The 12,996-nt window shown below is 35.6% G+C and carries 14 protein-coding genes; 4 read left to right on the forward strand and 10 right to left on the reverse strand.

Features of this window, described 5'->3' with window-relative positions:
- Positions 1-70: 70 nt before the first annotated feature.
- The 10 genes from RV14_RS12980 to dnaA all read right to left on the reverse strand — a co-directional run bounded on the left by RV14_RS12980 (position 71) and on the right by dnaA (position 10,095).
- Positions 71-148, reverse strand: a complete 78-nt coding sequence (locus RV14_RS12980) for a hypothetical protein (protein WP_425429249.1) — start codon at positions 146-148, stop codon at positions 71-73.
- A gap of 8 nt (positions 149-156) precedes the next feature.
- On the reverse strand, positions 157-393 hold the full coding sequence (rpsR, locus tag RV14_RS02295; protein WP_002288370.1) for a 30S ribosomal protein S18: 237 nt from the start codon (positions 391-393) through the stop codon (positions 157-159).
- Between the two features lie 25 nt (positions 394-418).
- Positions 419-931, reverse strand: a complete 513-nt coding sequence (gene ssb, locus RV14_RS02300) for a single-stranded DNA-binding protein (protein ID WP_071854713.1) — start codon at positions 929-931, stop codon at positions 419-421.
- A gap of 49 nt (positions 932-980) precedes the next feature.
- On the reverse strand, positions 981-1,280 hold the full coding sequence (rpsF, locus tag RV14_RS02305; protein WP_071854714.1) for a 30S ribosomal protein S6: 300 nt from the start codon (positions 1,278-1,280) through the stop codon (positions 981-983).
- Between the two features lie 167 nt (positions 1,281-1,447).
- A complete protein-coding gene (gene gyrA, locus RV14_RS02310) occupies positions 1,448-3,922 on the reverse strand; it encodes a DNA gyrase subunit A (RefSeq protein ID WP_071854715.1) in 2,475 nt (824 codons plus the stop codon).
- An 18-nt stretch (positions 3,923-3,940) separates the two neighbouring features.
- A complete protein-coding gene (gene gyrB, locus RV14_RS02315) occupies positions 3,941-5,887 on the reverse strand; it encodes a DNA topoisomerase (ATP-hydrolyzing) subunit B (protein ID WP_071854716.1) in 1,947 nt (648 codons plus the stop codon).
- A complete protein-coding gene (gene recF, locus RV14_RS02320) occupies positions 5,888-7,009 on the reverse strand; it encodes a DNA replication/repair protein RecF (protein ID WP_071854717.1) in 1,122 nt (373 codons plus the stop codon).
- Positions 6,996-7,238 (reverse strand): S4 domain-containing protein YaaA, encoded by a 243-nt coding sequence (yaaA, locus tag RV14_RS02325; RefSeq protein ID WP_071854718.1) that lies wholly within the window; start codon positions 7,236-7,238, stop codon positions 6,996-6,998. The genes recF and yaaA overlap by 14 nt, the downstream gene beginning before the upstream one ends.
- Positions 7,239-7,442: 204 nt before the next feature.
- On the reverse strand, positions 7,443-8,573 hold the full coding sequence (dnaN, locus tag RV14_RS02330) for a DNA polymerase III subunit beta (RefSeq protein WP_071854719.1): 1,131 nt from the start codon (positions 8,571-8,573) through the stop codon (positions 7,443-7,445).
- Between the two features lie 187 nt (positions 8,574-8,760).
- Entirely contained in the window at positions 8,761-10,095 is a 1,335-nt protein-coding gene (dnaA, locus tag RV14_RS02335; RefSeq protein ID WP_071854720.1) for a chromosomal replication initiator protein DnaA, read from the reverse strand.
- A gap of 526 nt (positions 10,096-10,621) precedes the next feature.
- Between dnaA and rpmH the strand changes: the two genes are divergently transcribed.
- The 4 genes from rpmH to jag all read left to right on the forward strand — a co-directional run bounded on the left by rpmH (position 10,622) and on the right by jag (position 12,824).
- Positions 10,622-10,756 carry a 50S ribosomal protein L34 gene (rpmH, locus tag RV14_RS02340; protein WP_002293121.1) on the forward strand — a complete coding sequence of 45 codons (135 nt, stop codon included), beginning with the start codon at positions 10,622-10,624 and terminating at the stop codon, positions 10,754-10,756.
- A 117-nt stretch (positions 10,757-10,873) separates the two neighbouring features.
- A complete protein-coding gene (gene rnpA, locus RV14_RS02345) occupies positions 10,874-11,230 on the forward strand; it encodes a ribonuclease P protein component (protein WP_071854721.1) in 357 nt (118 codons plus the stop codon).
- Positions 11,227-12,048, forward strand: a complete 822-nt coding sequence (locus RV14_RS02350; protein WP_071854722.1) for a YidC/Oxa1 family membrane protein insertase — start codon at positions 11,227-11,229, stop codon at positions 12,046-12,048. The genes rnpA and RV14_RS02350 overlap by 4 nt, the downstream gene beginning before the upstream one ends.
- Positions 12,049-12,062: 14 nt before the next feature.
- Positions 12,063-12,824: an RNA-binding cell elongation regulator Jag/EloR gene (gene jag / locus RV14_RS02355; protein WP_071854723.1), complete on the forward strand. Its 762-nt coding sequence runs from the start codon at positions 12,063-12,065 to the stop codon at positions 12,822-12,824.
- Positions 12,825-12,996 lie beyond the last annotated feature (172 nt).

Genomic DNA, 12,996 nt, shown 5'->3' on the forward strand with positions numbered 1-12,996 from the left:
ATCAGTTATCGATGTGAAGAAAACCTCTCGAATAAAATTTCACTTTTCTTCTACCTATCGCTTCCTTTTGTTATATCGTTAGACTCGATAAAATACGCAAAACATGCAAAACAAAAAACCATCCTTTTAAAGGATGGTTTGATTTCATTTTTTTGATTAATCTTCGCTTACGAAAGGTAATAAACCCATGATACGCGCACGTTTAATTGCAACAGTAATTTTACGTTGATTTTTAGCACCCGTACCTGTTACACGACGTGGTAAGATTTTCCCGCGTTCTGAGATAAATCTTTTTAGTAATTCAATATCTTTATAATCGATATATTCAATATGGTTAGCAGCAATATAGTCTACTTTACGACGTTTACGTCCGCCTCTTCTTTGTTGTGCCATTCTATTTCCCTCCTATCAAATTCATTTAGAATGGTAAGTCATCATCTGAAATGTCGATCGTTGAACTCGAGCCAAATGGGTCAGAATTATCACGATCAAAATCTGGCATACCGTTGGATGATTGAGATGTTTGATTATAATTATTACTTCCGCCAAAATTATTTGTCGATGGACCAGAGCTTTGGTATCCGCCGTTTTGCTGACGATTTTCAGCGGCAGCACGACTTTCCAATAGCTGAAAGTTATCTGCAACTACTTCCGTTACATAGACTCGTTGACCTTGTTGATTGTCATAAGAACGAGTTTGTATACGTCCCGTCACTCCCAAAAGAGTTCCTTTACGCGCATAATTAGCCAAAGTCTCTGCCGATTTACGCCAAATCACGCAATTAATAAAGTCAGCCTCACGATTGCCATTTTGGCTAGTAAAATTACGATTAACAGCTAAAGTAAACGTTGCTACTGCCGTACCACTTGAGGTATATCGTAAATCTGGATCTTTCGTTAGACGTCCAACTAGTACAACATTATTAATCAAAAAATTCATCTCCTCTCATCATTGTTTTTGTTTCATGTGAAACAATTCTTTAAGCTTCTTCTTTAACAATCATGTGACGAATGATATCATCATTGATTTTCGCAAGACGATCAAATTCATTGACTGCCGATGCAGATGATGGAGAAGATACTTTAACGATGTGATAAATTCCTTCACGGTAACCGTTCATTTCATATGCGAAACGGCGTTTTTCCCAATCTTTAGATTCGATTACTTCTGCTCCGTTATCTTTCAAGATGGTATTAAAACGTTCGATTAAAGCAGTTTTTGCTTCTTCATCAATGTTTGGACGAATAATATACATAATTTCATATTTCGTATTTTCCATTGATTTTCACCTCCCTATGGACTTTCGGCTCTTAGGTTCCCAAGAGCAAGGAGAGTTTTCTAATAAATTAGACTACTCACAAGCTTTAATTATACAGGTAATTCATAATAAAAGCAAGAGAGTAAGTAGAAAAAGCAGGTGAAAAAGCACATCTGCTTTTCACCTACTTATTCTGCTGATAAATTTATTTCATCTATCGTCTCTTCTGCATTTTCTGGTTCAACTGCTGCCATTGTTACAACCTTCGTGTCTGCTTCCATCTTGATTAAGCGTACTCCTAATGTAGCACGACCAGTTTGTGACACTGTTGCTACGTTAAACCGAATGATCACACCCTTATCTGTAATCAACATGATATCTTCTTCTCCAACAACCGTTACCAGTCCAGCTAACGGACCATTTTTTTCAGTAATATTAGCTGTCTTGATCCCTTTACCTCCACGACCTTTCACTGGATATTCTGCCACCTTCGTTCGTTTACCGTAACCTTTTTCGGTGATAACTAAAACTTCATGATTTTCATTCATTAATGCAGCACCTACTACATAGTCGTCTTCTCTTAAACGTATTCCTCTAACGCCTGAGGCTGTCCGTCCCATATCACGAACGGCGGATTCAGTGAAAGTTACGGAGTAACCTTTATGCGTCCCAATAATAATGTTGGATTGACCATCTGTTAGCAAAACATTGACTAATTCATCGCCTTCTTTTAAACCAATCGCAATTAAACCATTACTTCTAATGTTAGCAAAAGCAGTAACCATCGTTCGCTTAACCGTTCCTTGACGAGTCGTAAAGAATAAATAATGTCCTTCCTTTGCTTGTCCGGTTACCGCAATAATCGCTTGAATTTTTTCGCTGGAATCAATTCCTAACAAATTGATGATTGGAATCCCCTTAGCTGTTCTGCCATATTCTGGAATTTCATACCCTTTTGCACGATAAACTTTTCCATTATTCGTAAAGAATAACAACGTATCATGAGTAGAACATGAAATAAGATTCTTTACAAAATCATCATCATGCACACCCATTCCTTGAACTCCCCGTCCACCTCTTCGTTGAGCACGAAATTCATTATTAGCTAAACGTTTGATATAACCATTATTTGTTAACGTAATAACGATTTCTTCTTCTTCTATCAAATCTTCATCTTCCAGACTTAGTACTTCACCAACAAGTAATTCTGTTCGACGTTTATCACCAAAGCGTTGATTTAACTCTGCTAATTCTGCTTTAATAATCTCAGTCACACGTTCTGGACGAGCAAGAATATCGGCTAAATCTTCAATCAGTTTCAACAATTCTTGGTACTCATTTTCAATTTTCTCACGTTCCAAACCAGTTAAACGACGTAAACGCATATCTAAAATCGCTTGAGCTTGACGATCAGATAATTCAAAACGTTTAATCATTGTTGATTTTGCTTCATCATCAGATTTAGAACCGCGAATAATTGCAATGATTTCATCAATATGATCCAATGCAATACGCAATCCTTCAAGAATATGGGCACGCGCTTCTGCTTTTTCCTTTTCAAAAATCGTACGGCGTGTAATCACTTCACGTTGATGTTCAATGTAATTCTCAAGGATTTGTTTCAAACTTAAAACTTTCGGCACACCTTTTTCAATCGCCAACATGTTAAATCCAAACGAATTTTGTAAAGAAGTCAATTTATATAAATTGTTCAAAATTACAGACGCACTTGCATCACGACGAATATCAATGACAATACGCATGCCTTCGCGGGACGATTCATCTCTTAAATCTGTGATTCCTTCAATTCGTTTGTCTCGATGTAACTCTGAAATTCGTTCAATGAGCTTTGCTTTATTCACCATGTAAGGAAGTTCAGTAACGATAATTCGTTCTTTTCCATTTGGCATTTCTGTAATTTCTACTTTTGCTCGAACCGTAATGGATCCTCTTCCTGTTTCATATGCTCGACGAATGCCTGATTTTCCCATAACCAATCCACCTGTTGGAAAATCAGGACCAGGTAGAACTTCCATTAATTCATTGGTTGTCACCTCTGGATTATCCATTAACAAATCAATCGCCGCAACCACTTCCGCCAAATTATGAGGAGGAATGTTTGTAGCCATTCCTACTGCAATCCCTGTTGTTCCATTAACTAAAAGGTTAGGAAAACGTGCAGGAAGTACGACCGGTTCTTTTTCTGTATCATCGTAGTTACTCTGAAAGTCTACAGTGTTTTTATTGATATCACGTAACATTTCCATTGCTATTTTACTCATACGTGCTTCGGTATATCGCATTGCAGCAGCTCCATCACCATCGACAGAACCAAAGTTTCCATGACCGTCAACCAGCATATAGCGATAACTAAATGGTTGTGCCATTCGTACCATTGATTCATAGATTGCGCTATCTCCATGAGGATGGTACTTACCCATAACATCTCCAACAATTCTAGCAGATTTTTTATGGGCTTTATCAGGTGTTACACCTAGTTCATTCATTCCATATAAAATCCGGCGATGCACAGGCTTTAACCCATCTCGAACATCTGGTAGTGCACGAGCAACAATAACACTCATCGCATAATCGATGAAGGAGTCTTTCATTTCACTGGTTAGATTGACATCATGGATGTTTTCTCTGATTTCTTCACTCATTTTTTTCCTCCTTCATGACTAGATATCTAAATTTTTTACATAATGTGCGTTCTCTTCAATAAATGCACGACGAGGTTCTACACGATCTCCCATCAACATCTCAAAAATTTGGTCAGCCGCAATCGCATCATCTACGCTAACACGAGCCATCATTCGATTACTTGGATCCATTGTTGTTTCCCATAACTGGTGATCATCCATTTCCCCAAGTCCTTTGTAACGTTGAACACTTGGCTTAGGAGAAGCAGGAAGCGAAGCAACCACTTGTTTTAGTTTCTCTTCAGCATTTTTTCCTGGCTGCACATACGTAATTTTTCTCCCTTGTTTTACGCCATACAGAGGAGGCTGTGCAATATAAACATAACCGGCCTCCACGATTGGTCGCATGTAACGATAAAATAAGGTTAACAATAAGGTACGTATATGCGCACCATCAACATCAGCATCTGTCATAATCACTAATTTATGATAACGCGCTTTGGAAACATCAAAGTCCTCCCCAAAGCCTGTACCCATGGCAGTAAACAGCGAACGAATTTCTTCATTAGCTAATATTTTATCCATACTAGCTTTTTCAACATTTAAGATCTTCCCGCGAATAGGTAAAATCGCTTGAAATTCACGATTTCGTCCCTGCTTAGCCGAACCGCCGGCCGAATCTCCTTCGACGATAAATAGTTCGCACCTTTCTGGATCGTTACTTGAACAATCTGCCAGTTTCCCCGGCAAATTACTAATTTCTAATGCCCCTTTTCGTCGCGTCACTTCTCTTGCTCGTTTCGCAGCTAAGCGAGCTTTAGAGGCTAACAATCCTTTTTCAATAATTTGACGTCCTACACTTGGATTTTCCAACAAGAATTTCATAAAGTGCTCACTGAATAGACGATCAGTTACCGTACGAACTTCTGAATTTCCAAGTTTTGTTTTTGTCTGTCCTTCAAATTGAGGATCAGGATGCTTAATGGAAATAACCGCAGTTAGGCCTTCTCTTACATCTTCTCCAGTCAAATTATCATCATTTTCTTTCATGAGCTTTTGCTTGCGAGCATAGTCATTAATCACACGCGTCAAAGCTGTTTTAAACCCTGATTCATGTGTTCCCCCTTCATAAGTATGAATATTATTGGCAAAACTCATGATATTAGAATGATAGCCGTCAGTATACTGCATCGAAACTTCAACGGTAATTTCTTGTTGTTCCCCCTCTAAGTAAACAGGTTCTGTGAAAATAACTGTCTTATTGGCATTTAAATATTCGACATAGCTCTTAATCCCACCATCATAATGATACTCTTTCATAACAGGTGATTCTTCCCGTTTGTCTTCAATTGAGATTTTCATTCCGCGATTTAAAAACGCTAACTCACGAACGCGTGTAGCTAATTTATTAAAATCAAAAATCGTCGTTTCTGTGAAAATTTCCGGATCCGGCATAAAATGAACCGTTGTTCCATGACGATCAGTTTGTTCAATAATTTTCAAATCATTTACTACAGCACCACGACGATATTCCTGATAATAAACATTGCCGTCTTTATAGACTTTTACATCTAATTGAGTAGAAAGAGCATTAACAACTGAAGAACCGACACCATGCAATCCACCTGATACTTTATAACCGCCTCCGCCAAATTTGCCGCCAGCATGAAGAACAGTAAATACAGTTTCTACTGCTGGACGACCTGTTTTCGCTTGGATATCAACTGGTATTCCTCGACCATCATCCACTACTGTAATACTATTATCTTTTTCAATGACTACTTGAATTTTTGTTGCAAATCCTGCTAGTACTTCATCAATTGAATTGTCCACAATTTCCCAAACTAAGTGATGTAAACCTTCAGAACTTGTCGAACCAATATACATGCCCGGACGTTTGCGAACAGCCTCAAGTCCTTCAAGAACTTGAATTTGACTGGCATCATAATCCTTTGCGCGTTCTACTAAACTTCTCTCATCTGTCATTTAACTTTCTTCTCCTTTTATTTCCCCTTGCTGAACATAAAAAATCTCTGGTTCAACGGTCATTTTCTTTTTCACATGGTCAAGCGTCGTCGTTGTCAAGAAAGTCTGTACTTTACCTTCAATCGTTTCTAACAAATGTAGTTGCCGATGATCATCTAATTCACTCATCACATCATCAAGTAAGAGGATTGGGTATTCCCCTGTTTCTTCTTTGATTAAATCAATCTCAGCTAATTTGACACTTAATGCAGTAGTACGCTGCTGCCCTTGCGAACCATAAATTTGTACGTTTTTTTGATTGATGAAAAAAGAAAGATCGTCACGATGGGGGCCTATCGTCGTCGTTCCTCGAAACAAGTCTTTCTTTTGATTTTGGTTCAGTAGCGTTAAAAATTGTTTTTTTATCTCTTCTTGAGTACGTGAAAGTAAAGAAGAAATTGCAGTGACGTAAACAATCTCCAACTGTTCTTTTTGATGTGTAATCTGTTGATGCAAAATGTTTGCCCAAAATTCTAATTGCCGGACAAATTGAGCTCGAGCTTGCAACACTTTACTGCCAAATTGAGCTAACTGCTCGGATAGAATATCTAAATACAATAAATCTGTTTGTTTTTTTTCATTCAATTGTTTTAAATACTGATTTCTTTGCTTTAAAATTCCTTGATACTGAACTAAATCATAAAGATAGATAGGATTAATTTGTCCTAATTCCATATCAAGAAATTTTCTTCTTATTTGCGGGCTTCCTTTCACTAAAGAAAGATCTTCTGGGGCAAATAAAATAACATTCAATTGTCCCACATAACTGCTCAACTTTTTTTGTTCAATATGATTAATTTTAGTTTTGCGCCCTTTTTTTGAAAGCAAGATTTCTAGAGGGAATTGGGTCGTACCTTTTGTAATCTCTCCTTGAATCAAGGCTTGATCATGATTCCAACCAATTAATTCTTGTTCATTATTAGTACGGTGACTTCTAGTCATAGCTAAAACATAGATACTTTCCAAAAGATTCGTCTTACCTTGAGCATTCTCTCCTAAAAAAATGACAAGATTTTTAGTAAAATTTACTTGTAATTCCTGATAGTTTCGATAATTTTTTAGAAAAAGCTTATTCAGCCTCATTATCATTTATTCCTTTTTTTACCATAAAAAAAGTTCCTACTTCTGGAACTTCAACCATCATGCCGGGATAAAGTTTTCGTCCACGACGATTTTCCGGTTCGCCGTTTACTAAAACAGCGTGATCAGCTAAATACCATTTTGCTTGCCCACCACTGCTAATAATCGTGACTTCTTTTAGCATTTGACCTAACGTCATAAATTCCGTCTTTAGAATGACTTGCTGCTTCAATATTCATCCCTCTTTTTCAATAATAAATGTATACTTCATTATACCTTTTTTTAGAGAAGAAAACAAATTTATCCATATATTTTTACATATAAGAGGATTTAAGTAAAAAAAGGTGATTTAAACTAAAATAAACAAAAAGCCTTAAAAGTGATTTTAAGGCTTTTTGTTTATTTTTTATCATTACTCTTTTAATGTTTAAAAAATTTAATTGGTACGCACAGGAGTAATCAATTGAATAAACTGTCCTCCAGCTTCTGTAGGCTCTAAAGTGAACGGACGTATCGCAGAAATAAATTTCACTTTGATGTTCATTTCTCCAAAAGCACGTAATGCAGCTTTCATATAATCTGGATTAAAAGAAATATCAAGAGGATCACCACTACTGGTGACGTAATTTAAGCTTTCTTCCACTTTTCCAATTTCAGGAGAATTTCCATATAAAATGACTGCATCAGTTTGAATAGACAGACGAACAATATTGTTGCGTCCTTCATGAGAAAGCAAGGAAGCACGTTCAATTGCAGCAAGAAAACTTGGTACGGAAAATTCAACTTCTGTATTAAAACTTGAAGGAATTAAACGGTTTGTATCAGGATAGTTTCCTTCTAACAAACGAGAATAGAAATACATGTTTTCTGTTTTAAAAAGAACTTGATTTTCCATAATACTAATTTCAACCATTTCTTCTTCATTTGTCAAAGAACGAGCAAGTTCAATCAAACTTTTGCCGGGAATCACAATATTAAATTGATCAGCAGCTTGTTCCACTGGAATTTCTCGTTGACTTAAGCGATGAGAATCCGTGGCCACAGCTAAAAGAGAACTGCCTTCTAAAATGAAATGCACTCCGGTAAGAATTGGACGACTTTCATGTTGAGAAACAGCAAATACCGTTTCATTAATTAATTTTGTCAAAACATGAACAGGTAATTTTATTTGATTATGACTTTCAACAACTGGTAAATGTGGATAATTTTCTGCGTTTAACCCATTTACTAAAAAATTAGCTTTTCCTGAAGTAATAGCAACTTGTTTGTTTTCTAAGACTTCCATCGTAAATGTTTCTTCCGGTAAACGACGAATAATTTCACTAAAGAAACGTGCTTGTAACACAATTGAGCCTGTGGATTCGATTTGCATTTGTGCTTTTTCATTTTCTGCTGACAGTAGCGTTTCAATAGATATATCTGCGTTGCTTCCTGTTAACGTCAATCCTTCTTGATTTAAGGTAATCTTAACCCCCGTCAATATTGGAATGGTCGTTTTACTTGAGATAGCTCGTTGAACAGTTTGCAATTCTTGCATAAAACTTGCTCGATTTAACGTAACTTTCATGATGAGTCTCCTTTTAAAAGTTTATTTATTATTAAGTATAAAAATAATAAAAGTATTAGGTCCTGTTGATTCTGTGGAAAACTAAAAAAATAAAGAAGATAAAAGAAAAAACCGCTGTGGAAAAGATGTGTATAACTTCCCTCTATTTTTTCTTTTTATCCACAAAGCGTTTTTTCAATTTTTTAGACTAGTTTAAAAGAAAATTTTTGATTTCAGATATTTCGTTTTGCATACTGACACTTGACTCAATCAAGTGTTGAATTTTTTCATGAGCATGAATAACTGTTGTATGATCTTTTCCTCCAAATTCAGCGCCTATTTTTGGCAAAGAACTATCTGTTAGTTCTCTAGCTAAATACATGGCAATTTGTCGTGGAACAACAATTGATTTTACACGTTTTTTTCCCTTTAAATCTTTTAATTGGATATGATAATATTTGGCAACTTCTTCTTGAATCTGCAAGATTGAAAGTTGCGGATGTCCTTTTCCGGATTTTAAGGTTTTTAATGCATCAGCGGCTAAACTAGTTGATATATCTTCACTGTTCATAGCTGCAAATGCTTGCACTCGAACAAGCGCTCCTTCTAATTCCCGGATGTTAGAATCGATCTGACCTGCAATATAACTAAGAGTATCATCAGGAATTTCTAAACGTTCAGCCGCTGCTTTTTTTCGCAAAATAGCTGTTCTGGTTTCTAAATCAGGAGGTGTAATGTCGACTGATAGTCCCCACGCAAAACGTGAAACTAAACGTTCTTGCAGTTTAGGTATTTCATTTGGCAAACGATCACTCGTTAATACAATTTGCTTTCCCTCATTATAAAGTGCATTAAACGTATGGAAAAATTCCTCTTGTGTTGCTTCTTTTTCGGCAAAAAATTGAATATCATCTACGAGTAAAAGATCGACATTTCTGTACTCTTGACGAAAATCTTCGGCTGTTTTGTTTTGAATAGAGTTGATAAAATCATTTGCAAATGTTTCACTACTAACATATTTGACTTTTGCATCAGGCTGGCTTAACAGCATCTGGTGTCCAATAGCGTGCATCAAGTGTGTTTTACCAAGACCAACACCACCATAAAAGAATAAAGGATTATAAATAGAACCCGGGTCTTCTGCTACTACTAGAGCTGCAGCATGTGCCATTTGATTTCCTTTACCAATAACAAAAGTGTCAAAAGTATATTTAGGATTTAGCATCGCTTTTTTTATTGAATCTACAACCGCACTTTTTGAATTCTTTATTTCCTCAACTACTTCTTGTTCCATCTCTTCACCCGTAACGAATCGCGGGATTATTTCTTTACCAGTTAACATGTAGCCAACTTCGACAATTTTTGTCGTTAAGTTTTTCTCCCAATATTCTTTGTGTATTTTACTTGGTACTTCAACTACTAACTGATTTTGATCCAGTGAACGAGGGTGAGCAGTTTCAATCCAAGTATTGTAGCTAGCTGGAGAGAGTTCTTTTTGATAATTTGTTTTTAATTCATTCCATAAAGCATTGAGGGATACCATGTAAGGCTTCCTCCTTCATTAAAAAGTGAATAACTAGTATTAATTTATCATTTTTCTTTCTAGTTTTCCACAGAAAGAACAGAAAAAATTTATTTTTAATATTATCCACATAATTAAGAAATTGTTTATAGAAAAAAGAACAAGTGAGGAAAAAAATTATCCACAAGAGTAATTAACATGTGGATAAGTACTTCTTTAGAGAAATTATTACAACTTGTTTGTGGATAAAAAAACTATATTTACCAGTTGTTTTTGAATTTAATCCACCATTTTTTTTTGTTTGTGGATTATTTTTATACAGGTGTTTATTCTGTGTAAAAATACTAAAAAAATGTTGTGTATAATTAATGTGCATAACTTTTTCCACAAATAAATTAATACTAAAAATCAATTCCTGTGGAAAAGTAAAGGATGCTTTTAAATGAGATTGCTTTTTTACAGGTTGACAAAATACCCTATTTGTCGTTATACTATCAAAGTATGTCTGTGTTTAAGCAGTAGATAAGAATTTTTGGAGGTGGAATACATGAAAAGAACATACCAACCAAACAAACGTAAACGTCAAAAAGTTCACGGATTCCGTAAACGTATGAGTACTAAAAACGGTCGTCGTGTTTTAGCTAGCCGTCGTCGTAAAGGAAGAAAAGTCCTTTCTGCTTAAGCCACTGGGGTTTCAGTGGTTTTTTTTGTTTCCTTTTTTAGGGAAATGATGAAAGAATAAAGAGAAATATGTTATGATTATGGACGTAAGTGAGAGATAGAAAAGGAAAGAAAGCGAATGAAAAAAGCATACCGAGTAAAAAAAGAACGAGAATTTCAAAATGTATTCCATACAGGAGCGTCATTTGCTAATCGTAAATTTGTCGTTTACCGTTTAGAAAAAAAAGGTCAACTGCATTTTCGTGTTGGACTTTCGGTGGGAAAAAAAGTCGGCAATGCCGTATGTCGCAATGATGTAAAGCGTAAGATTCGTGCGGCGATCTATTCTATAAAAGATACGATCGATCCGGAATTGGATTTTATCGTAATTGCAAGGCCAAGTGTCAAAGGACTAACTTATGATGAAATTCGTTCCAATCTAGTCCATGTCTTAAAACTTGCAAAAATAATCAATAGAAAGGAAAAGAGTAAGTGAAGAAATACAAACGTTTACTTTTAGTGGTAAGCATTATTAGTTTAGTTATTGTTTTATCTGGTTGTGGAACTGGAGAAGTAAGTGCACAAAGTACAGGAATTTGGGATCGCTATATTGTTTATTATTTTGCAGAAGCGATTAAAGCATTGTCTTTTGGAAATGCAGGGATTGGGATCATTTTATTCACTTTGATTATACGTGTAATACTCATGCCTTTAATGCATTTTCAAACAAAAAGCATGCGAAAAACACAAGAACTTCAACCCAAATTAAAAGCCTTGCAACAAGAATATCGTTCAAAAGATCCTGAAACGCAAAGTAAATTGCGTGAAGCTCAACAACGTTTATATGCTGAAAATAACGTGAATCCTTACGCTGGATGTTTACCTTTATTTGTGCAAATGCCCATTTTGATGGCTTTATGGCAAGCTATTTCACGTGTACCTGAATTAAAACAAGGACAGTTTTTATGGCTTAATCTGGGAACGGCTGATCCGACGTTTATCTTACCAATCCTTGCTGCGATATTTACTTTTGCAAGCACCTATCTAAGTAATATGAGTCAAATTGAATCAAATGCTTCAATGAAGATCATGAATGTTGTTATGCCAGTAATGATTTTAGTCATGGGGGTAAATCTAGCAAGTGGTCTTTCACTGTATTGGGTCATATCAAATGCCTTTCAAGTAGTACAAACGTTACTTATCAATAATCCTTTTAAAATTAGAAAAGAGCGAGAAGAAGAAGCACGAAAAATTCGTGAAAAAGAACGAGCGCTAAAAAAAGCGATGAATCCTAAGAAAAAACGTAAAAAATAAGGGAGGGAATGTTAATGCCGATTTATAAAGCTGCAACAATCGAAGAAGCGATAAAGCTTGGATTAAAAGATTTAGGATTAGAGAAAGAACAAGTCCAAATCGAAATTCTTGAAGAAGGAAAAAAGGGATTTTTTGGACTAGGGCGTAAAAATGCAGAACTTAAGATAGAACCTTCACTTAGCGAAAAAGTTTCAGAAACAATTGAAGAAACAGTAGAAGAAGTTTTGGAAGATTCATCGGGTGAAACTGAAACAACTGAAATCTTTTTTGAAGACGAACCAAAAGAAGTGGAAGAAGGAGTAAATAAATTAGGAGAAGAAGCAGCTTTAACGGAATTAGCAGTCTATCTCACTGATATTACCAAGCAATTAGAAGCACCTGCATTAGTAAAAGTAAAACGGGAAACAAATGATATCGTTTTTCAGTTAGAAACACAAAAACAAGGAGTTTTAATTGGTAAACATGGGAAAACATTAAATGCGTTACAATATTTAGCGCAAGTTTTCATTCATCGCATTGCAAAAAATAAACTATCTGTTGTAGTAAATGTTGGTAATTATCGTGAAAAAAGACAAGAAATTATTCAGCGTTTGGCGGAACGAACTGCCGCAAAAGCCATTCGAACGGGACAACCTGTGTTTTTGGAACCGATGCCTGCATTTGAGAGAAAACAAATTCACGCAACGTTAAGTAAGAATGAGTACGTTAAAACGCACTCTGAAGGAAATGAACCTTATCGTTATCTTGTAGTGGAACCTATGAAAAAACGATTATAAGTTATAATTAAATAAAGAAGTTCTTTCGATTAATAGTTACTCATTGGTTTATTTTTTATAAAATCTGTTTTTCGAAAGCATACAATGAAATTAACGGTATTCTTGCTAATTAAGAATACCACAATCGCTGAAGTTCCTAAAAGTGAACAACTTTACTTTTAGGAACTTCTTT

The organism is Enterococcus ratti (assembly GCF_001886195.1).
GTDB lineage: Bacteria > Bacillota > Bacilli > Lactobacillales > Enterococcaceae > Enterococcus_B > Enterococcus_B ratti.